This is a genomic window from Pseudoalteromonas sp. SWXJZ10B (assembly GCF_015864475.1).
Taxonomy (GTDB): domain Bacteria; phylum Pseudomonadota; class Gammaproteobacteria; order Enterobacterales; family Alteromonadaceae; genus Pseudoalteromonas; species Pseudoalteromonas arctica.
This window is the reverse complement of the sequence record NZ_JADYXD010000024.1, coordinates 43897-66138: the sequence shown is the minus strand read 5'-3', so window position 1 is coordinate 66138 and position 22242 is coordinate 43897. Positions and strand designations below refer to the sequence as shown.

General features: G+C 38.6%; 21 protein-coding genes. 12 read left to right on the top strand and 9 right to left on the bottom strand.

The features are described 5' to 3' along the window. Positions 1 to 110: 110 nt before the first annotated feature. On the bottom strand, positions 111 to 899 hold the full coding sequence (locus tag I6F54_RS17150; RefSeq protein ID WP_165728432.1) for a hypothetical protein: 789 nt from the start codon (positions 897 to 899) through the stop codon (positions 111 to 113). 251 nt (positions 900 to 1150) lie between these two features. Between I6F54_RS17150 and mpl the strand changes: the two genes are divergently transcribed. The 5 genes from mpl to trmB are packed head-to-tail and all read left to right on the top strand — an operon-like array spanning position 1151 to position 5496. Continuing rightward, positions 1151 to 2506, top strand: a complete 1356-nt coding sequence (gene mpl / locus I6F54_RS17145) for a UDP-N-acetylmuramate:L-alanyl-gamma-D-glutamyl-meso-diaminopimelate ligase (protein ID WP_024594077.1) — start codon at positions 1151 to 1153, stop codon at positions 2504 to 2506. Between the two features lies 1 nt (position 2507). Then, positions 2508 to 3128, top strand: a complete 621-nt coding sequence (locus I6F54_RS17140) for a flavin prenyltransferase UbiX (protein ID WP_007584746.1) — start codon at positions 2508 to 2510, stop codon at positions 3126 to 3128. Beyond that, a complete protein-coding gene (locus tag I6F54_RS17135) occupies positions 3128 to 4057 on the top strand; it encodes an ABC transporter ATP-binding protein (protein WP_024594076.1) in 930 nt (309 codons plus the stop codon). The genes I6F54_RS17140 and I6F54_RS17135 overlap by 1 nt, the downstream gene beginning before the upstream one ends. Further along, positions 4058 to 4825 carry an ABC transporter permease gene (locus I6F54_RS17130; protein WP_165739646.1) on the top strand — a complete coding sequence of 256 codons (768 nt, stop codon included), beginning with the start codon at positions 4058 to 4060 and terminating at the stop codon, positions 4823 to 4825. Further along, positions 4825 to 5496 (top strand): tRNA (guanine(46)-N(7))-methyltransferase TrmB, encoded by a 672-nt coding sequence (trmB, locus tag I6F54_RS17125; protein ID WP_197142437.1) that lies wholly within the window; start codon positions 4825 to 4827, stop codon positions 5494 to 5496. The genes I6F54_RS17130 and trmB overlap by 1 nt, the downstream gene beginning before the upstream one ends. 6 nt (positions 5497 to 5502) lie before the next feature. Here the strand turns inward: trmB and I6F54_RS17120 are convergent, their stop codons facing one another. After that, positions 5503 to 7386 carry a bifunctional diguanylate cyclase/phosphodiesterase gene (locus I6F54_RS17120; RefSeq protein ID WP_165739644.1) on the bottom strand — a complete coding sequence of 628 codons (1884 nt, stop codon included), beginning with the start codon at positions 7384 to 7386 and terminating at the stop codon, positions 5503 to 5505. Positions 7387 to 7650: 264 nt separating this feature from the next. On the opposite strand from I6F54_RS17120, the gene panP reads away from it, so the two are divergent. Then, positions 7651 to 9276: a pyridoxal-dependent aspartate 1-decarboxylase PanP gene (gene panP / locus I6F54_RS17115; RefSeq protein ID WP_024594075.1), complete on the top strand. Its 1626-nt coding sequence runs from the start codon at positions 7651 to 7653 to the stop codon at positions 9274 to 9276. Between the two features lie 67 nt (positions 9277 to 9343). On the opposite strand, the gene serA is transcribed toward panP, so the two are convergent. The 5 genes from serA to metK all read right to left on the bottom strand — a co-directional run bounded on the left by serA (position 9344) and on the right by metK (position 13780). Then, the gene (gene serA / locus I6F54_RS17110; RefSeq protein WP_024594074.1) at positions 9344 to 10573 is read right to left on the bottom strand and encodes a phosphoglycerate dehydrogenase; all 1230 of its coding nucleotides are present in this window, start codon (positions 10571 to 10573) and stop codon (positions 9344 to 9346) included. A 9-nt stretch (positions 10574 to 10582) separates the two neighbouring features. After that, a complete protein-coding gene (gene rpiA / locus I6F54_RS17105; RefSeq protein ID WP_007584757.1) occupies positions 10583 to 11236 on the bottom strand; it encodes a ribose-5-phosphate isomerase RpiA in 654 nt (217 codons plus the stop codon). A gap of 53 nt (positions 11237 to 11289) precedes the next feature. Beyond that, the gene (locus I6F54_RS17100) at positions 11290 to 11886 is read right to left on the bottom strand and encodes a 5-formyltetrahydrofolate cyclo-ligase (RefSeq protein ID WP_197142435.1); all 597 of its coding nucleotides are present in this window, start codon (positions 11884 to 11886) and stop codon (positions 11290 to 11292) included. An 18-nt stretch (positions 11887 to 11904) separates the two neighbouring features. Next, positions 11905 to 12453, bottom strand: a complete 549-nt coding sequence (locus I6F54_RS17095; protein WP_197142433.1) for a hypothetical protein — start codon at positions 12451 to 12453, stop codon at positions 11905 to 11907. A gap of 175 nt (positions 12454 to 12628) precedes the next feature. Beyond that, on the bottom strand, positions 12629 to 13780 hold the full coding sequence (gene metK / locus I6F54_RS17090) for a methionine adenosyltransferase (protein WP_007584761.1): 1152 nt from the start codon (positions 13778 to 13780) through the stop codon (positions 12629 to 12631). 303 nt (positions 13781 to 14083) lie between these two features. Between metK and tkt the strand changes: the two genes are divergently transcribed. The 4 genes from tkt to I6F54_RS17070 all read left to right on the top strand — a co-directional run bounded on the left by tkt (position 14084) and on the right by I6F54_RS17070 (position 18496). Then, entirely contained in the window at positions 14084 to 16075 is a 1992-nt protein-coding gene (gene tkt, locus I6F54_RS17085; RefSeq protein WP_165728435.1) for a transketolase, read from the top strand. Between the two features lie 184 nt (positions 16076 to 16259). Further along, positions 16260 to 16574 (top strand): pyrimidine/purine nucleoside phosphorylase, encoded by a 315-nt coding sequence (gene ppnP, locus I6F54_RS17080; RefSeq protein WP_002958974.1) that lies wholly within the window; start codon positions 16260 to 16262, stop codon positions 16572 to 16574. A gap of 187 nt (positions 16575 to 16761) precedes the next feature. Beyond that, on the top strand, positions 16762 to 17118 hold the full coding sequence (gene hpf, locus I6F54_RS17075) for a ribosome hibernation-promoting factor, HPF/YfiA family (protein WP_007376058.1): 357 nt from the start codon (positions 16762 to 16764) through the stop codon (positions 17116 to 17118). Positions 17119 to 17260: 142 nt separating this feature from the next. Beyond that, complete coding sequence (locus I6F54_RS17070) at positions 17261 to 18496, top strand: NRAMP family divalent metal transporter (protein WP_197142431.1); 1236 nt, start codon at positions 17261 to 17263, stop codon at positions 18494 to 18496. A gap of 15 nt (positions 18497 to 18511) precedes the next feature. On the opposite strand, the gene I6F54_RS17065 is transcribed toward I6F54_RS17070, so the two are convergent. After that, entirely contained in the window at positions 18512 to 19291 is a 780-nt protein-coding gene (locus I6F54_RS17065) for a hypothetical protein (RefSeq protein WP_197142429.1), read from the bottom strand. A 618-nt stretch (positions 19292 to 19909) separates the two neighbouring features. Between I6F54_RS17065 and I6F54_RS17060 the strand changes: the two genes are divergently transcribed. After that, positions 19910 to 20365, top strand: coding sequence for a GNAT family N-acetyltransferase (locus I6F54_RS17060; protein WP_166377786.1), 456 nt, complete (start codon positions 19910 to 19912; stop codon positions 20363 to 20365). Positions 20366 to 20431: 66 nt separating this feature from the next. Next, positions 20432 to 20665, top strand: a complete 234-nt coding sequence (locus I6F54_RS17055) for a hypothetical protein (RefSeq protein WP_231611874.1) — start codon at positions 20432 to 20434, stop codon at positions 20663 to 20665. Between the two features lie 126 nt (positions 20666 to 20791). On the opposite strand, the gene I6F54_RS17050 is transcribed toward I6F54_RS17055, so the two are convergent. Further along, the gene (locus I6F54_RS17050) at positions 20792 to 22234 is read right to left on the bottom strand and encodes a hypothetical protein (RefSeq protein WP_197142427.1); all 1443 of its coding nucleotides are present in this window, start codon (positions 22232 to 22234) and stop codon (positions 20792 to 20794) included. Between the last annotated feature and the right edge of the window lie 8 nt (positions 22235 to 22242).

Genomic DNA, 22242 nt, shown 5'->3' with positions numbered 1-22242 from the left:
AGTTAGTTTCCTAACTACGGATTTTGCATGATCGTTTGGATCGGTCAACCGGTCATTTTCTTAACTGATCGGCATTAACCTTTAGGTGCTTTTTTGGTTTTAAACTCAGCTTATAAATTTAATAAATAAGCTTCAATAAAGCGGCGTTGGTTAGCGGCTTTTGGCGCTGTTTTAAATATAAGTGTATTACCATTTTTACGTAGTTTTAGCTCATTAGTAAATTTACATTCGATAGCATTGAACTGAGCTATGTCGTTTTTAAAACTTTGGTCTTTTTCGCACATGTATGCCATTTCGTTTGCAACTTGTGCACAAAATGAACCCACTGGATATTCTTTTAGGTTTTCATCATCAATGCTTTCCCAATCAACATTGGTATTTATTTTTAATCCGCATTGCTTATCTATTTCGCTATTAGCGGCAGCTATATTTTTTTGTTGATACCCTAAATGCTTTTCACGATTAAACTTCGCTAGTTTAGCTTGAGTACCTTTATTTAACTGTTGATCGTATTGCGCTTTTAAGTCTTCAACAATGGCAGGGTTTGACTCTTCTTTTTTTGATAAGTAAATTCCATCACGAGTGTCTGGAATATAAAGATTGTAAGAGCAACAGCGGTAGCCTTCCTCAACACTTACTAAACTTCTTTGTGTACCATCGTAAGTATATTTGTAAGCTTTATTACTACCATGAGGTTTTAATTCGGTTAAAAATACAATCCCATCAATATCATGGTTTATGCCTGTTACTTTTACTAAAGCTTGTTTTTTATCTGTTGTTGGGGCAATAACAACATTAACGCCTTCGCCCGAACTTAGTTCTATTGGGTACTTAGCAAATTCCAAAGCAAAGCTTTTTTGACTAAGTAAAATACAGGCTATAAAGAATAGTTTTTTCATATTAAGTCCTTTTTAAGTTTTAAAGTTATACAGCAAGCTGGTTTATAACATTGATAATAATTGATTAAAAGCAATACAGGGTAGGTGAACGTGCCTATTTTTTGATTTTTAGCGTTTAAAAAACTAATTAACGTGTTTTTGGCACGAGTGAATTGTGCAGACGTACATAGTAACTAAGCACGAATTTTGGCATTATAGCGCCATTAAACTTTGCATAGCTGTAAAGTGAGCATACGATTTAAGGAAAGTATATGCATATACATATTTTGGGCATTTGTGGCACGTTTATGGGTGGTATTGCAGCCATTGCTAAATCATTAGGTCATAAAGTAACGGGTTCTGATCAAAACGTTTACCCACCAATGAGTACGCAACTTGAAGAGCTTGGCATTGAACTGACTCAAGGCTACGACGTATCTCAATTAGAGCCAAAACCAGATATGGTAGTTGTCGGTAATGCAATGAGCCGTGGTAACCCGTGTGTTGAATATGTGCTTGATAAAGGTCTGCCTTACACCTCAGGCCCTGAATGGCTTAAACATAATTTATTACAAAAATCGTGGGTACTTGCTGTAGCGGGTACGCATGGAAAAACAACCACAGCAAGTATGCTTGCGTGGGTTTTAGAGTATGCAGGTTTAAAACCAGGGTTTTTAATTGGCGGCATAGTCCAAAATTTTGGTGTATCGGCAAAAGTGGGTGAAACGCCATTTTTTGTTATTGAAGCCGATGAATACGACACTGCTTTTTTTGATAAGCGCAGTAAGTTTGTCCATTACCTTCCACGTACACTTATTTTAAATAATCTTGAATTCGATCACGCTGATATTTTCGAAGATTTGAACGCAATAAAAAAACAATTTCATCACTTAATGCGTACATTACCTCAAAGCGGCAAGGTAATTTGGCCAAAGCAAGACGTAGCGCTTAATGACGTAATAGCACAAGGGCTTTGGAGCGAAAGCGAAACGCTAGGCGATGATTGGAGCTATGAATTAATAAAAGCCGATGGTAGTGAGTTTAATGTACTTTTAAATAACGAAAAGCAGGGCACTGTTTGCTGGCAAGCAATAGGCGAGCATAACGTTAAAAATGCAATTATGACTATCGCAGCAGCGCGTCATGTGGGTATAGCTGTTGATCATAGTATTGATGCCTTAGGAGAATTTATTAGCCCTAAAAGGCGTATGGAGCTAAAGGCTGATATTAATAATATTAAGGTGTATGACGATTTTGCGCATCACCCAACAGCAATTAAAACTACGCTTGCAGGACTGCGCGCAAAAGTAGGTGATGAAAAAATTATCGCTATTTTAGAGCCGCGCTCAAACACGATGAAAATGGGCGTGCACCAATATACATTATTAGATTCACTGCGTGATGCTGACGACGTACTACTTTTTGAACCAGAGAATCTAAATTGGTCGCTAAAAGAGCAAGCAGATAAAGCAGGCATGCAGTGCTTTAGCAGCACGCAAACAATTATTGATACGGTGCTTGAAAATATTGAGCCTAATCAACATATTTTAATTATGAGTAATGGCGGTTTTAATGGCCTTCATCAACACCTTGTTGATGGTTTAGCTGATAAATACAGCGGAGAATAGTGTGCAATTTAAAGATAGAATTACGCTCGCTTTTAGCGGTGCATCAGGTGCGCCTTATGGTTTAAGGTTACTTGAAGTATTGCTTGAACAGCAATTTCAAGTTTACGTACTTATCTCAAGTGCAGCGCGAGTGGTGCTTGATACAGAATCAAATATTAAGCTCTCTGGTAACGAAGATAAAGCCACTGAGCAGTTAAGTACGCTGTTTAATGCTAAATCTGGGCAGTTAAAAGTATACGGTAAAGATAACTGGTTTAGCCCTGTGGCATCGGGCTCTGCGGCACCTAAAAAAATGGTGGTATGCCCGTGTAGTGCAGGATCGGTTTCTGCAATTGCGGTAGGGGCGTCAGATAATTTACTAGAACGCGCCGCCGATGTTGTAATAAAAGAACGCGGGCAGCTAATTTTAGTACCGCGCGAAACACCATTTAACGAAATTCATTTAGAAAACATGCTTAAGTTATCTCGTTTAGGGGTAACTATTATGCCAGCAGCACCTGGTTTTTATCATAAGCCACAAAGTATTGAAGACTTAGTCGATTTTATGGTGGCAAGAATTTTAGATCATTTAAACATTGAACATAACCTAACAAAACGTTGGGGTTATGGTGAGGGTAAGTAATGGTTAAGCAAAATATTGCTTTAAATATAGAAGGCCTTACTAAGGTTTATAAAAATGGTGTTGAGGCCATTAAAGGCGTTGATTTACAAGTTTACGAAGGTGATTTTTTCGCTTTGCTTGGCCCAAATGGAGCTGGTAAATCAACCACTATTGGTGTTATTTCCTCACTTGTTAATAAAACAAAAGGCAAAGTAGAAGTATTCGGTTGCGATATTGATACTGATTTAGAAGCCGCAAAAGCGCATTTAGGCTTAGTGCCGCAAGAGTTTAACTTTAGTCAGTTTGAAACGCTTAGCCAAATACTTGTTAATCAAGCTGGTTATTACGGTGTTCCACGCGCTGAAGCCCATAAGCGTGCTGATAAATACCTAGCTCAACTTGGTTTACTTGAGAAAAAAGACAAGCAAGCGCGTACGCTTTCAGGTGGTATGAAACGCCGCTTAATGATTGCACGTGCGCTTATGCACGAACCAAAGTTGCTTATACTTGATGAGCCAACAGCAGGTGTAGATATAGAGCTTCGTCGCTCAATGTGGGATTTTTTACGCCAAATAAATCAGCAAGGCGTTACCATTATTTTAACCACACATTACCTTGAAGAAGCAGAGTTACTGTGTAAAAACATTGCGATTATCGATAATGGTCGAATTGTTGAAAACACCACAATTAAAGCACTGCTTGCAAAGCTTGATAAAGAAACGTTTATTTTAGATTTAAAAACGCCTGCAAATCCTGTAACGCTTGATGGCTATAAATTTACCATGACAGACGATCGCACTGTTGAGGTGGAAGTTGCTAAATCACAAGGGTTAAATGCTGTGTTTAGTGCATTAACAGCTCAAGGTAATACTGTATTGAGTATGCGAAATAAAGCAAACAGACTAGAAGAGTTATTTGTAGGATTACTAGAGCAAGGGCGGGGCGAATAAATGTTTAAATATGGCGTAGCCTTAAAGAGTTTATGGATTAAAGAGTGTATTCGTTTTTTACGTATTTGGGTGCAAACCTTAGTACCGCCAGCAATTACAATGAGCTTATATTTTGTTATTTTTGGTAACTTAATTGGTTCACGAATTGGCGATATGGGCGGTTTTAGCTACATGGAGTTTATTGTACCGGGCCTTATAATGATGTCGGTCATTACCAATTCCTATTCCAACGTAGCCTCTAGTTTTTATTCAACAAAGTTTCAAAAAAGCATTGAAGAGCTTTTAGTTGCACCTGTACCTAACTACATCATTGTTCTAGGCTATATGGGTGGCGGTATGACGCGCGGTATTATGGTGGGCTTTATAGTTACCTGTGTATCGTTATTATTTGTTGATATTCAAATTCATAATATTTTTGTAATTATGGCAACGGTTATTTTAACCTCAGCCGTGTTTGCTTTAGGTGGCTTAATTAATGCGATTTACGCAAACAGCTTTGACGATATAAGCATTATCCCCACCTTCATACTAACGCCACTAACTTACTTAGGCGGTGTATTTTATTCAATTACGTTGCTGCCTGAATTTTGGCAAAATGTATCACAAGTAAACCCAATTATTTATATGGTTAACGCGTTCCGTTATGGCTTTTTAGGCGTGTCGGATGTTGATTTAAGCGTGGCTCTTGGGGTTATTTTAGTATTTATAACAGCGTTATTTACATTAGCGCTTACATTGATTAAAAAAGGTGTGGGGCTAAGACACTAATGAGTGATGCAAATTCACGTAGTATTGTATCTAATCAAGCGGGTATTCACGAAAAGCTTGATGAAATAGTAAATAAGCACTTAGATGCTGAGTTTAAAAAGCCAATTGCAGCGCATACTCAAGCTGCGTTTGACGAGGTTAATGCTAAAGTACAAGCCTTTAATGGCCCGCTTATTTTAGACTCGTGCTGTGGCGTGGGTGAGAGCTCAGCTAACTTAGCTAAGCGCCATCCAGATGCCCTTGTTATAGGTATTGATAAATCGTCGCATCGATTAGATAAGCACGATGTTGAGTATAAGCAAACCGACAGTGGGCAGTACATCTTAGTTCAAGCAGACTTAAACGACTTTTGGCGCTTAGCGGTTGCTGCTAATTGGCAACCTACGCACCATTATTTGTTGTATCCAAACCCGTGGCCTAAATCTAAGCATATTCGTAGGCGCTGGCATGGCGCAGCTATTTTTCCATTTATTGTTAAGTTAGGTGGAAAATTAGAAGTACGCAGCAATTGGGATATTTACGTTAAGGAGTTTGCTCGGGCGCTCGAATTAACAGGCAACCCTTGCGATGTAACGCTTTATGAGTCAGACGATGCCATTACGCCTTTTGAGCGTAAATACTGGGCCAGTGGCCAGCAAAGCCACCGACTCGTTATTAACTTACCTCGCTAAAGTAAGTTAAAGTGCTAATTCTTCTTCTATAACCGTACTAACATGTGACACTGGGTGGGCAAAGTAGTTGCCTTGCATTAGTGTCACATTCGCCTTTTTAAGTGCGGTTACTATGGTTGCATTTTCTACCGACTCTGCCATTAATTGCAAACCAAGTTGATTAGCAAAACTGGCTATATGTTCAATAAATAAATAGATATCTTTGTCATTCACTATTTGCTTTATTAGTGCGCCATCTAGCTTAATACCATCTACTTCCAGCTTAAGTACGTTTGATATATTTGAATAACCACTACCAAAGTCATCAATAATAACCTTAACGCCTTTCGTTTTAACCATTCCAATAAATGCTTTTACCTCAGAAAAGTTGGCAATAGCTTGGGTTTCTAAAAGCTCTAGTGTGATATTACCAGGATGCGGGTAGCGCTTAAGTTCGTCCGCAATAAACTCGCTTAAATTAGGGTCGAGCATATCTTGTGCTGTTATATTTAAACTCCAGCAAATATCGGTTTTTCTAAAGCGACTAACACATTGTGAAAATATAGTACGGGTAAGTATTCCGTCCATTCTTGATCGAGTAACAACATTTAAAAATGCATCAGGTTTCAACACTTCCCCTTGCGCCGTTACCATTCGAGCTAAACATTCGTATTGAACGACCTTGTTGGTATTTGTATCAATAATGGGTTGAAAGTAAGGCACTATACGGTTGTTATCAAACGCTTCACGCACCTCTTTAGCCATTTCAACATTGTATTGATATTGCGTTTTTACATCGTGTAGCGCTTTTGAGTAGTTAACTACGCTATGCCTGCCTTGTTTAGCTTGCAGCGCCGCTATATGAGCGTTTTCAAGTAGTAGCGATTTATTGCCACTGGCAATACCTGCACATAGAGTTATATAAATAAAAGGGTCAGTTAACACTGGGGTATTAAAGTTATATGTTTTTACGAGATCGGTAAATTCGTCATTACTCATTTCTTTAGGCGCGAGTAATACTATTTTGTTGGTTGCTAGTCTGTATATATGGCAATGCGCAGAGCTTCTGAATTTAAAGTGAATAAGTAAGTTTTTCATTACTTTATCACCCACTTCAGTGCCGTAGAAACTGTTTATATCTTCTATTTCATTAACCCAAATAACGGCTAACTGCATGTGATGAGCATTACTTTTTTTAATAAAGTACTCAAGAGCAATATGATTTGAAAAACCAGTACTTGAGTCAGTTGCTAACGAGCGCTTTAGTAAATAAATATATATGGCGGCAACAAGTATCGCGATAAAAAAGAAGAAGCTAGCCATTGCAGCTGCTTTTGATACGCTTTCTTTAAGTTTCTCGTTTAAATTGTAAATAGTTATATCGGCACCCGTTAAATAGGTATTGCCGTTAATAGGGTCAACGTAAGGAATAAAAATAGTTTTAAAGTGGCCCCACTGATCGCTCGATATTTCAAATACAGGCTCGGTTGAGTAAAAAGCACTTATATTGGCATCGGTAGCTTCAGGGTAGAGATCTAAAAATTGAGTTACTTTGCCATTATTCTGATCGTCTTGCGTGTAGCTTGATGAGCTAAAAAGAACCTTTCCGTCTTTTAAAATCATTGAATACACATAAGCAATATCAAGTGCTTGAGCAAACTCAGAGAGCTGTTTACTTTTATCTTGATAGTAAGAAAAACTTATGTTGTCGCCTTGATTAACCGCACTTAAGTAATTTTCACCTAAAATATGTTTTACGCTGGTGGCTGCATTAAGTAAGCGATTATCAACCGACTGCATTATTTCAGCACGCGTGGTTTGGTAAGTGTAGTAAACATAGGTAAGTAAGCTTATTAAAAACAAGCTAAAGCCTGCCACTATCCAACTAACTTTGACTCTTCCTTCTGGCATATGTGTCCCTTTTTTGTTATCAAATTTATTATACCCAAAATAAGTAAATGCCCAATAAATAATTAGGTTTGGTAGAGTTTTAATTAAATTATCATTTTTTTGTCATCGCTTTGATTGCTTTTATAGGTTTAAACGAGACATTTTAGTTATATTGCAGTAAAGTTAGCGCAATTTTTAAAGAAACACGATTACTCTAAATGTCCTAATAATTAGGCGTTTTTGATGGGTAAGCGCGTGTTTTAGCTACACACACTAGGTATTGAGATGGATCAAAAGCGTTGTGCCGTCGCCTCTAAAGAAAGCCTTAAGCGTATATTTACTGTACCTGAAGCGCCAGACTCAACTTTAAGCAAAATCGAGCTTGAAATTTCGAGTAATTTAGCAGGTTTTCTAAACGAAAATATAGCGGCAATTGAAAAACCATTACATGAAATCGAAAAAGATTTTCAGTCGGCAGTGATCCCAGAGGATCCAACGTTTGTATCTGCTTATGCCCAAGACATAATGGAGCAACTTGTTGCACATTCTGTGCATACAGCTGCGCCTAGCTTTATTGGTCACATGACCTCTGCCTTGCCGCATTTCTTATTACCGCTGTCAAAATTGATGGTAGGGCTAAATCAAAATCTAGTAAAAATAGAAACGTCTAAAGCGTTTACGCCTCTTGAGCGTCAAGTGCTTGGAATGATGCATCATTTAGCTTATGGGCAAGAAGATTCATTTTATTCTAAATGGATGCACAGTGCTAAAACCTCATTAGGTGCATTTTGCTCTGGTGGAACGGTTGCTAATATTACTGCGCTTTGGATTGCTCGAAACCGCTTATTAAAACCCGATGGCGATTTTAGAGGTATCGGCGCACAAGGCCTAATTGCCGGTATGCTGCATTACGGCTATAAAGGTTTAGCAGTATTAATATCAGAACGCGGACATTACTCATTAGGTAAATCGGTTGATTTACTCGGTATTGGCCGCGATAACTTAATTGGTATTAAAACCTGCGAAAATAATAAAGTTGATGTAGGAGCTATGCGCGAAAAAGCACGTGAGCTTGAATCGCAAGGCATTAAAGTAATGGCGATTATTGGGGTAGCGGGTACAACCGAAACCGGTAATATTGACCCACTTGATGAAATGGCCGACTTAGCACAAGACATTAACTGCCATTTTCATGTAGATGCTGCATGGGGAGGAGCAACCCTTTTATCGAACACGCATCGCCCTTTATTAAAAGGGATTGAGCGAGCAGATTCAATTACCATCGATGCACATAAACAAATGTATGTACCAATGGGAGCGGGCTTAGTTTTATTTAAAGATCCCGCTGCAACTGATGCAATAGAGCATCACGCTGAGTACATATTACGTAAAGGTTCAAAAGACTTAGGTAGCCACACGCTTGAAGGCAGCCGACCTGGTATGGCAATGTTAGTACACGCTTGCTTACGTGTTATTGGTCGCAAAGGTTACGAAATGCTGATTGATCGAAGCATCAAAAAAGCACATTACTTTGCTGATTTAATTAAGGCTGATGAAGACTTTGAGCTTATTTCGGAGCCTGAGTTGTGCTTATTAACGTATCGTTATGTACCTAAGCAAATTAAACAAGCAATAGCCGATGCTGATGCAGCAACTCGGTTAGATATTTTTGCTTCACTGAACCGTTTTACTGCCAGTATGCAAAAACGTCAGCGAGAGTCTGGTCGCTCATTTGTATCACGTACTCGTTTAACGCCTTCTAAATACGACAATCAACCAACAGTTGTATTTAGGGTGGTACTAGCTAACCCGCTTACTTCAGGTGCTATTTTAAAAGAGATATTAGCTGAGCAAAAAGAGTTGGCAGCAACAGATCCGGTATTCAAAAAATACTTAAGAAAGTATATGTAATCTAAATACAAAAAAGGGTCACTTAATGAAGTGACCCTTTTTGATATTAGAATAGCTGATTAAATTACTAATGCAGAATACGTGCTCTAATTGTACCCTCAACAGCGCTTAGTTCTTTAAGTGCTACTTCAGATTGATCTGTATCTACATCAATAACTACATAACCAATAGATGCGTCTGTTTGTAGGTATTGCGCAGCAATGTTAATACCGTGCTGTGCAAACGCTTGGTTAATTTGCGTTAGTACACCAGGGCGGTTGTGGTGCACGTGTAATAAACGGCTACGATTAGCAAGCTCAGGCAGCGATACTTCAGGGAAGTTAACCGCGGTAATAGTTGAGCCATTATCTGAATATTTAGCCAGTTTACCCGCTACTTCAATACCAATGTTTTCTTGTGCTTCTTGTGTTGAGCCACCAATGTGCGGCGTTAAAATAACATTGTCGAATTGACGCAGTGGCGATACAAATTCTTCATCGTTAGATTTTGGCTCAGTAGGGAACACATCGATTGCTGCACCACTTAGTTTTTTCTCTGTTAGTGCTTCTGCAAGTGCATCAATATCAACAACAGTTCCGCGTGAAGCATTGATCAAAATAGATCCCTGCTTCATAACAGCAAGCTCAGCACTGCCAATAAGGTTTTTAGTTTGCGGTGTTTCTGGTACGTGTAAGCTAATAATATCAGAGCGTTGTAACAGCTGAGTTAGGTTATGCACTTGCTTTGCATTACCCAGTGATAACTTATCTTCGATATCGTAATATTCAACGTTCATACCGATGTTTTCAGCCATAATACCTAGCTGAGTACCAATGTGACCGTAGCCAATAATACCTAAAGTTTTACCACGTGCTTCAAACGAACCATTTGCTGTTTTTAACCAGCCACCACGATGAGCCGCTGCATTACGCTCTGGAATACCGCGTAATAAAAGTAGGATTTCACCAAGTACAAGTTCAGCAACTGAACGAGTATTAGAAAATGGTGCGTTAAATACAGCAATACCGCGTTCGCGTGCTGCATCTAAATCAACTTGGTTTGTACCAATACAAAAACACCCAACAGCAACTAGCTTGTCAGCTGAGTCTAATACGGCTTGGTTAATATGAGTACGAGAACGAAGTCCTACAAAGTGAACATCTTTAATGCGCTCTTTTAATTCGTCCTCAGGTAAGGATGTTTTAACGTAGTCGATATTGCTGTAACCGTTACGTTTTAGCGTTTCAACAGCGCTTTGGTGAACACCTTCAAGCAAGAGAATTTTAATTTTGTCTTTTGCTAACGATACCTTACTCATAACCTCATCCTATTTAATTTGTGGCCCATTTTTAGTACCGATAATCACTTTATCAGCACCACGCATTGCAAATAGGCCGTTGGTAACTACGCCAACAATTGAATTTATTTGTGCTTCAAGTTGTTTAGCATTGGTAATTTTTAAGTTAAATACATCTAATATAACGTTACCGTTATCGGTAACTACGCCTTGGCGATAAACGGGGTCACCACCAAGCTTTAATAATTCTCGTGCAACGTAGCTGCGAGCCATTGGAATAACTTCTACCGGAAGCGGGAAGTCGCCTAATGTTTTTACTAATTTGGTGTCATCTACAATGCACACAAATTGTTTAGCTACAGCGGCTACTATTTTTTCGCGAGTGAGGGCTGCACCGCCACCTTTAATCATTTCGTTTTGGGCGTTTATTTCGTCAGCGCCGTCAACGTATACATCTAAAGCAGCAACGTTATTAAGCTCAAATACTTCAATACCTAACGCTTGTAAGCGCGCGGTTGAGGCTTCTGAGCTTGATACAGCGCCTACAATAGTGTCCTTTACTGAGCCAAGGGCATCAATAAAGTGATTAACAGTAGAGCCTGTACCCACACCTACAATAGTGTTTTCTTTTACAAACTCGAGTGCTGCCCAAGCAGCTGCTTTTTTTAATTCGTCTTGTGTCATTGCTTTGTGCTCATGTATGTCAGAAATATGCGGTTAGTAATCAAATTTAATTGTTACCAACAGTATGTTTTATCTGGGGTGATAATGGTTTTAAGTGGTACATCCCACGACTCGATTGGTAGAGCCTCAACTTTTTGGCATTCATGTGCAAGGCCAATTAGTTGTGGTTTTTGCCAATTTTGTTCGTGTAAACGTGCCAATGTCCGGTCGTAAAACCCACCTCCCATTCCTAGGCGATTACCTTGTTTATCAAATGCAACTAATGGCATAAGGAGGTAATCAAGCACTGGTAATGGGCATATTTGAGAGCAGTTCAGCTTAGGCTCCAAGATACCATAGCGATTTGCTCTCATGGGTGAGTTTTTCTCATAGCGCTGAAATAGTAAATTAGCGCCATTGAATGGGTGTATTATAGGTAGGTAAACGGCATGGTTTAAACTCCATAATTCTTTAATTAACAATGAAGTGTCTAGTTCCCCATCGTTACTTAAGTAAATGGCAATATGCTTTGAATTCGTTGTTTTTTCGCTTTTTAAATGTTGAATAAAATTCATTTTTAGCGATTGCGCAGCAATTATTTGCTGATTATTTGACAAGTTTTTACGGGTATTACGAATTTCTGCTCTTATTTTTGCGCGTTTATTACTCATTAAATTAATTAGCCATTCTTAAAAAGAGAATAAATCGGGAAAAATTAAAAAAACAGCCAGTACGACTAGCAAAATTGTGGCAGTTGCAATCAATGAATATAAAAGTAAGTTACTGCGTTTTTTAGGAGGCGCTAAATCATCATCTAGCATTAGATCGTCACCTTGCCATTCGTCAATACTTTCGTCTGGTGCTTTTAATTGAGCTTCAGGAAGTCGTTGCTCTAACTCGTCTAGCTTTTCTTCAAGGCGAATTAAGCTGCTAGTGATGTAATCGAGTGCATCAAAAATACGTTCGTCACGTTGGTTGTTATTTGCAGCAGGGTTTGAGCCATTTTGAATGATGTTTGAAACAGCTTGAAGCTTACTTTTAATGCCTAAGCCTGCTAGTAACTTAGCCTGTTTTAACGCTTTGTCTTTATCGCTTGGTGCAAACAGTGGCTTACCTTTAAAAAAAAGAGCTACTTTTTCATCTGATGTTTTTAATTTTGCAGCTAAATTTGTACATGCTATTTTTATGTCAACGTTATCGGCAAGTCCTGCAAATATAACGCGAAAGTTATCGGCCATTTAACTGTCCCTAAAGCTTTTATAATGAAATGAGTATATACCTAAAGTACAAAAGAATTCGAGGTCGATTTAATAGTTATTTTGTAGACGCTCTACAAACAATATAGCGAATAAGTTTTAGATGCAAAAACGGCCCTTAAAAGGGCCGTTTTTAATTTACTACAACAATTTTGACTTAAAGGCCAGCAGCTGCGCGAAGTGCGTCTGCTTTATCTGTACGTTCCCAAGGGAATTCGTCACGACCAAAGTGGCCGTAAGCCGCTGTAGGAAGGTAGATAGGGCGCTCTAAATCAAGCATTTGAATTAAGCCGTAAGGGCGCAGGTCAAAATGTTCACGAATAAGCTCGATTAAACGGCTTTCTTCTAGCTTGCTTGTACCAAACGTTTCAACGCTGATAGAAGTAGGCTCTGCAACACCAATTGCGTAAGAAACTTGTAGCTCACACTTGTCAGCAAGACCAGCAGCAACAATGTTTTTAGCAACGTAACGTGCAGCGTATGCTGCTGAACGGTCAACTTTTGATGGATCTTTACCAGAGAAAGCACCACCACCGTGACGAGCCATACCACCGTATGTATCTACAATAATTTTACGACCAGTTAAACCACAGTCACCCATTGGTCCGCCAATTACAAAGCGACCTGTTGGGTTAATGAAAAACTTAGTTGCACTTGTAATAAGTTCTGCAGGAAGTACCGGCTTGATGATTGTTTCCATCACCGCTTCTACTAAATCTTTTTGCGAAATGTCTTCGCTGTGCTGAGTAGAAAGTACAACAGCATCAATACCTACTGGCTTACCGTTTTCGTATGCAAAAGTCACTTGAGATTTTGCATCTGGACGTAACCAGTTAAGCTCGCCGCTTTTGCGTACTTGCGCTTGGCGCTGAACTAAACGGTGTGAGTAAGTAATTGGAGCAGGCATTAGTACTTCTGTTTCGTTACATGCGTAACCAAACATTAAGCCTTGGTCGCCAGCGCCTTGCTCTTCTGGGCTAGTACGGTCAACACCTTGGTTAATGTCTGGAGACTGTTTACCAATAGTGTTTAAAATTGCACATGAATCGGCATCAAAGCCCATGTCTGAATTTGTGTAGCCAATGTCACGAATTGTTTTACGTGTAATTTCTTCGATATCAACCCATGCGCTAGTAGTGATTTCACCACCAACCATAACCATACCGGTTTTTACGTAAGTTTCGCATGCAACACGGGCATGAGAGTCTTGCTCTAGGATAGCATCAAGTACCGCATCAGAGATTTGATCGGCGATTTTATCCGGATGACCTTCAGAAACTGATTCAGAAGTAAATAAATGTTTTGCCATTGTAATTCTGCTCACAAATATTGCGCTTCACAAACGTCGGTATTAGCGCTAAAAAATTAAGGGGCGTATTTTATCGAAAACAAAACATCTTGCATAGTGTTTTTACGCCTAGACGTCTAAATAAAATGTATAATAACTTTTTGGTCTTAAAAAATATTCATAATGCCTCATTTTTATGGGGTTTTTAATTGCACACCGCCCCCACAATAAGTAAGAATGGTGCCATAAAAGCTCTTAAGTGACTTATGAGCATAAACGATTACATAAATACCCGCGCAAATACAAATAAAGGTAGGAGAATTCATGCCATCTCGCAAAGAACTTGCAAATGCTATTCGCGTCTTGTCAATGGACGCAGTACAAAAGGCCAAATCTGGTCACCCTGGAGCCCCTATGGGCATGGCTGATATCGCAGAAGTACTATGGCGCGATTATCTAAAACATAACCCAACGAATCCAGAGTGGGCTGACCGTGACAGATTTATTCTTTCAAACGGCCACGGTTCAATGCTTATATATTCTCTATTGCACCTAAGTGGTTACGACTTACCGCTAGACGAAATTAAAAACTTCCGTCAAATGCATTCTAAAACACCAGGTCACCCTGAGTATGGCTATGCACCAGGAATCGAAACTACTACGGGTCCTTTAGGTCAAGGGATCACAAATGCCGTAGGTATGGCAATTGCTGAAAAAGCGCTAGCTGCACAGTTTAACCGTGAAGGTCACGATATTGTTGATCACTTTACCTATGCATTTATGGGCGACGGTTGCCTTATGGAAGGTATTTCACATGAAGCAGGTTCACTTGCAGGCACATTAGGCCTTGGTAAACTTGTTGCGTTTTGGGATGACAACGGCATTTCAATCGATGGTGAAGTAGAAGGTTGGTTTACCGATGATACACCAGCGCGCTTTAAAGCGTACGGTTGGCATGTGATTAGTGGTGTTGATGGCCACGACAGCGATGCTGTAAGTGCTGCAATTGCAGAGGCTAAAAGTGTAACCGACAAGCCATCACTAATTTGTTGTAAAACAATTATTGGTTATGGTTCACCTAACAAATCAGGTAGCCACGATTGTCATGGTGCTCCACTAGGTGATGACGAAATTAAAGCGTCTCGCGAATTTTTAGGTTGGACTGGCGATGCGTTCGAAATTCCTGATGATATTTACGCACAATGGGATAGCAAAGAAAAAGGTCAACAGCTTGAATCAAGCTGGGACGAAAAATTTGCAGCATACGCAAAAGCATACCCAGAGCTTGCAGCTGAATACAAGCGTCGTATTAACAACGAACTTCCTGGCGATTGGGCTGAAAAATCTCAAGCGTATATTGAGCAATTACAAGCAAACCCAGCAAACCCAGCGTCTCGTAAAGCATCGCAAAATGCATTAAATGCGTTTGGTCCGTTATTACCCGAATTTATGGGTGGCTCAGCCGATTTAGCTGGCTCAAACTTAACAATTTGGGATGGCTCTAAAGGTTTAACACGCGATGATGCAAGCGGTAACTACATTTACTACGGTGTACGTGAGTTTGGTATGTCGGCAATTATGAATGGTATTGCGCTTCATAAAGGCTTTATTCCTTACGGTGCTACGTTCTTAATGTTTGTTGAATATGCAAAAAATGCTGTACGTATGGCTGCATTAATGAAGCAACCAAGCATTTTTGTATACACGCACGATTCAATTGGTCTAGGTGAAGATGGTCCAACTCACCAACCAGTAGAGCAAATTGCAAGCATGCGTTTAACGCCTAACTTATACAACTGGCGTCCATGTGACCAAGTAGAGTCGGCAATTGCATGGCAACAAGCTATTGAGCGTAAAGATGGTCCTACATCGTTAATCTTTACTCGCCAAGGTCTTGAGCAACAAGCACGTGACGCACAGCAATTAGCAGATGTTAAAAAGGGTGGTTACATCCTTAGCTGTGACGGCAATCCAGAGATTATCTTTATTGCGACGGGCTCTGAAGTGCAACTAGCACAAGATTCAGCAAGCGAGCTACGCAGCCAAGGTAAAAAGGTACGTGTTGTATCTATGCCATGTACTGATGCCTTTGAAGATCAAAGCGCAGCATATAAAGAAAGCGTATTACCGGCATCTGTTTCACGCCGCGTAGCAGTAGAAGCTGGTATTGCTGACTACTGGTACAAGTACGTAGGCCTAAACGGCGCAGTAGTAGGTATGACTACCTTTGGTGAGTCAGCACCTGCAGGCGAGCTGTTTGAGCACTTTGGTTTTACAGTGGCAAACATTGTAAGCAAAGCAAACGAGCTTTTTTAATCGCTTTGATTAAATAAAGTAAGTAATTGAAAAACCCGCACATGTTGCGGGTTTTTTTATGCCCTTACATGAAGCAACTTCACCTTGATCAATGCAGCTTTCCTTGCAAGAAAGTAAGCTATCAGGCAAGGTAGTGCGATAAAATTTATAAATAAAAATCTTAAATTAATAGCAGGAGCTAAAAATGCCAAAGTTCGATAACGTGAGTGTAGTAAAAAAAGCCAATGTATATTTTGACGGAAAAGTGTCGAGCCGTACCGTTATTTTAGGCGATGGCGAAGCAAAAACGTTAGGCTTTATGCAACCAGGTGAGTTTGTTTTTGATACAAACCAAAAAGAGTGCATGGAGCTTTTAGCTGGCCAATGGGATATTTTATTACCAGGTGCAAGTGAGTGGAAAACATTTAACGCGGGTGAATCGTTTAATGTTGATGCAAATGTAAGCTTTAAAGTAAAAGTATCTGATTTTGCTGACTACTGTTGTTCGTACACAGATTAATCAATCAGAGCTTAAGTTAAGTAGACGTCTGAAAGCCCATGCAATGTGGGCTTTGCATAAACTTTGCGCAACACATGATTTAAATCACCAAAAGCCGTAAATAATCCTCAAATATCTCTCTTTTTTCCTTGTGTTAATCTAAATAGCCCCCAATACTAATTGTAGGTAACAAATAAAAGGATACCCTATGAAAATTAATCTTTCTGGTCACCATGTTGAAGTTACTGACTCTATTAGAGAGCACATCAACGAAAAATTTTCAAAAATCGAGAGCCATTTCCCATCGCTTATTGCGCTCGATATTATTTTGTCTAAAGAGCATCATAAGATCCAAGCTGAAATTAGCACAAATTACGAAGGCACGCGCATATCGGTAAAAGGGGAAAACGAAGTTATGTACCCTGCCATTGCAAGCGCAGCTAAAAAACTCGATGCGGCACTAAAACATCGAAAAGGGCAAATAAAAGCTAACTTACACGAAAAGCCTGTAAGCACGACACCTGAAATCGCACACGAGATCATCCAAGAGATGGATCTTAAATAAGAATTAGTCACAAAGTATTGTAAAAAAGAGCCGCATGGCTCTTTTTTATTGCCTGTAATTTAGGTAAGTTATGCGTTCTTGCAGTTTATTAATTATAAAAGTTAATAAAAAGAACACACAACACACATATTTTGAGAAATTAATGCAGAAAACAAAAGCAGTATGGAAATCTAAAATAGGTGCGCTTGGACCTGGGATCTTAATGGCAACGGCCGCTATTGGTGGTTCTCACTTAGTTGCCTCTACACAAGCTGGAGCAATATTTGGCTGGCAATTATTTTGGCTAATACTTGTTGTTAATGTTTTAAAGTATCCGTTTTTTCGCTTTGGTATGGAGTACACACTCGCCACTAAAAATAGCTTGGTGGAGGGTTACAAAAGCAAAGGTCCATTTTATTTTTACAGCTTTATTGGTTTAAACATTGTAGCCGCCGTTGTTAATACCGCCGGCGTATTACTGCTTACCGCAAGCTTACTGCATTACGCTCTACCTATTGTTATTGAAGTAACCTTACTTTGCTGGATGCTGCTGGGGGTATGTTTAGTTATATTACTACTTGGGCACTTTAAAGCGCTTGATAACGTTGCCAAAGGCATTATGGGGCTGCTTACGCTCGCTACTTTGATTGCCCTTGCCATTGCATTTAGTAACGGCCCAATGGCACCTGCTGATTATGTGGGACCTTCACCGTATGAACTTGCCATGCTTAGCTTTATGGTGGCTTTAATGGGCTGGATGCCAGCCCCTATCGAAATATCTGCATTAAGTTCTTTATGGCTAAAAGAAAAACAAGCGCAGCAAACAGTTTCTAAAAGCCAAGGCTTGTTCGATTTTAACGTAGGTTACTGGCTTACAGCTGGCTTAGCCTTGGTATTTTTTAGCTTAGGTGTATTAGTGCAGTACGGGCAAACCAGTAGTATAGAACTCGGCGGTGTCGCGTTTGCCAAGCAGCTTATTGATATGTACGCATTAACAATAGGCGAGTGGGCAAGGCCGCTTGTATCAGCAATCGCCTTTTTATGTATGTTTGGCACTACACTCACCGTGCTAGATGGCTACGCCCGTACGCTTAACGAATCTCATAAACTACTTGGCTTTAAGCAATCAAAACACAGTCTAAATATTTGGTTAATACTACAAGCACTTGCCGGTATGGCCGTTATTTTATTTTTTAAATCAGCCCTTGGCCCCATGCTTACCTTTGCGATGACGCTTTCATTTGTTACAACGCCTATTTTTGCATGGCTTAACTTTAGTCTTGTACGCTCAGAGCCAGCTATTAAGCACAGCGTGCTATTACGTAGTTTAACTTGGTTAGGCTTAGTGTACTTGGTTGGTTTTGCTTTAGCTTTTATAATTTGGAAGTTGGCAGCCTAATTAAAGATCGAAGCCCTATAACGGGCACTCTACTTTGTTATATTTATACTCAATAGGGAAAATCTGACCTTCTGCGGATTTTTTTATACTCTTATCGATACGTAAAATACTATTTTTAAAATCATCGACTAAACGATATCGCATTTCAGTCATTGAGTTTTCACCTAAAATGTATATTTCTTCTTGGCGGATCTCCGCTCCATCTGCAATAGTAAGTGTAGTGATAGCATTTACAGTATTTCCTCCAAGGCTGTTTAGTACTCCTTCAACAATACCTTCATACCCAACGCTGTATTCAACTGATTGGGAGTAACCTAACTTTGTCCCTGTTACTTTTGTACCGTAAATATCTAATTTTAATTCACGCGTTTCGGTAAAGCCTTCTTCACTACCCTCATATTTGTAACAAGCAATATTACCAAAATCCAGTTCGTCGTCAGAAATGTCATTCTCTATAGAAAACACAAACAGCTCACCTGTTTTTTTAACCTGGACACCGTAACGCGATGTTTCTGCAGTTGATACTAAGCTTGCTACAGTCACATCTTTGGTTTCTTTGTAAAATATACTTCCTGAGCCAAAACAAATGTTTGCCTCTGTTGTATCACAAGCTTCAATATTTGAATGATTTTCAATCTCTTTTGGAAGAGTGATATCATCCCAATTGTTAGCAAGTTTTTGTGTTGAAGTTTCGGATGCGCTATCTAATACAACTTTTGTCGAGTTGGAAGTGAAATAGTTGTAGCCAAAAAAAACGGCTAAAATGAGTGAAATAACAATAAAAATATTTTTCATAATGGATGAATTACAACAGCTTTAATCAAAAGTGCGTGAATTATAACGGTTTTAATCAAAAGTTCAATTTGGTAAAGATTACCCTTACTCACAATTGAAAACCACGTGTAAATAAGTTATTCAGTAGTGCGAACAAAAAAATACTCGCCCTCTGATTTGGGTAACGATCCGCTTTTTATCAGGTCGCTCATAAAACAAAAATAAACAAGACACCAACAAAACACCCACCCTAAATTTTGTTGTTAAGTATGTTTTATTAAGCATGTTCGCGAGGTAAACTCGCGCCTACAGGATTGGGGTTATATTTGTAGGCGCGGCTTTAAGCCGCGTTTTTGGTTTTTTTTTTACTACTCGCGAGGTAAAAAAATTAAGACAACACCTATCTTAATTGAGATAGCTTTGTTTGTTTAATTAAGGTGGATGTCTAGTTTGATTTAGCAATAAAACACAGCGTGTTATTACGTAGCTTAACGTGGTTAGGACTAGTGTATTTAGTAGGTTTTGCAGTAGCGTTTATAGTGTGGGAGCTAGCAGCCTAAATATAACCCCTTACTTTAGGGTTTTAATTAAAGCCCTAAAGCCCTCAAGCATTAAATTCTAGGATTAAACGAGGTATAAATGGATATTAGAACAGGTGAACTTTCAAACCCACACGTTATAAAGCTACTACAAGGGCATCATAACGATATGCTAAAACACTCACCTGCGGAGAGCGTACATGCACTGGATGTAACTAAACTTACTCAGCCCAATATAACCTTTTATAGCTTATGGATTGATAATAATTTAGCGGGTGTTGGTGCTTTAAAAGCACTAAATACAACGCATGGCGAAATTAAGTCAATGCGCACATCAAGCCGCTATTTACGCCAAGGCATAGCAGCTAAATTGCTCACCCATATAATTGAGCAATTCACACTGCGTGGTTATAAAAAGCTAAGTCTAGAAACCGGCACCGCAGAGGCATTTTTACCCGCACAAAAGCTTTATGCTCAATTTGGTTTTAAAAAATGCGAACCGTTTGGTGATTATGAGCTAGACCCGTACAGCTTGTTTATGAGTAAAGCGCTTTGAGTTGTATGCGTTCACCATTTACAGAAGAACAAAAAAGCAATATAAAGAGTTTTAGGAGATGATGTAATGAGCAAACGTGATTTATTTTCAGAATTAACTACAGCACTTGATGATGCGAAAACGCATTCACAAGGAGAGCCTACGTTACGTTCTCATACGGTAAATGATATCAACGACCTTGCTATCTCACCTAGTGAAATAGTAAATATTCGAGAAAAATCCTACATACATCAGCAAGAGCGATCGAAAATTGGGAACAATGGTGCAGTAGAATTAATTGGCAAGCCATCACGGATCTAACTTAGATGACAGAGTTAGTCGTTCGTTTATTTAATGACTTACTATGTTGGAGTGCTTATTATTTAGATCGGGCTAATAAAATGAAAAAGAAAGGCACTATTTCGTTATTTCAAAGATAAGTAATATCTATTTCCATATACATGTTAGTTTTTTCTCTGCTTCATTAAATGAATAAAACTCGGGATTTCTGATATTAATATTAACTCTAGTCAAACTTGTTAACTCTAAATCACACTTTAACAGTATGACTAGAGTTCTTTGCAGTATTTTCTCAAGGTGCTCAATGGCTAAAGTTAGTGGCTGTATAGCCTCTATTGGTAGTGACTCACCATGAGCCAATTTATTCCTAATTTTTGATAAGGGATAGTCGACTGGAGTAGTCTCATTTTGTGTAATTGGCCAAAGGTCATTTATTAAAATAGAGTTTTCTTGTATAAATTGAGTTAAAGCATCATTAAAAGATATTTTATTTAGTTCAAGTATTTTATTTTTTATGTGGATTTTTTTCTGATTATCCTGCTCTGGAAAAAACTTATCTATTTCGTTAGTAAGTATTTTCTTTAATGGGCGAAATTTACTTCTAGATAAATTCAAATTACTTTTAGTTGATGTTACAAGAGCTTCAAAGCTAGAGAAAAGATATAGGAATCGACTTTCAATAGACGGATATTCTGTGGGTAACGTGGCATGTAATGCCGATATAATGTTCTGCTTTGAATCGGAAGTTTGGAGCTGAGTATATGCTTCCTGTACAAATCCCTCAAAGTCTTGGTTATGTATTATACCTGAATAAGCCATTAAACTATTCTCAGTATCAGGTTTGGTAATATTCCCCCGATAATACTTTAATTGAAGGTATTTAGATGTTACTTCCAAACCGTAACAAATAGTTCTTTGCCTAGAGAAGAAAGAGCTAAGTAGTAATATTTCATCGAGTGATTGTAGTAGAGTATTTTTTATTGTTTCTAAATTGCTAGCTTTCAAATCAACATCAGACAAAGCTACTAAATAACTTTTTCTAAGTAAATTACCGTTATTACAATTAATAAATTTAAACTTTGAGTCAAAAATCATTCTAAATTTGTCGGTAAGTACAAACTCTTTTAGCTTACTTTTTTTTATACTTACACTTCCATCATTATTCGTATTTGAAATTACTATAGGGGAAAGGTGGGTATTATTACTTATCATAAATATATAACTTTGGTAGTCATGTTTTATCTTTTGTTCTATTAAATTTATGATTTCTAGTTCATACAGTTCAAATGTTACTGGGTGCTTGAAGTCGCTTATTTGAGGTAATAATGAATCTGAATTTACTCTTACAATTGTTTTTGCTTTAATCTTATAAGTTTGAAATTGGTCAAAGCTATACTCGCCTTCTAAATGCTCAGCAATACTAAAACTATTTACTTCAAGAAGGTTCATTACAGCAAAAGGCCTTTCGCTATAGTCATTGGAAGCATAAATTTTACAAGGAATATTTTTAAATTCGTCATTACCAACTTTAATACTGACAAGTAACTCATAGAAAGTTGTATTTTTTGAAGTGGAAAAAGTATTCGACATATTAAACT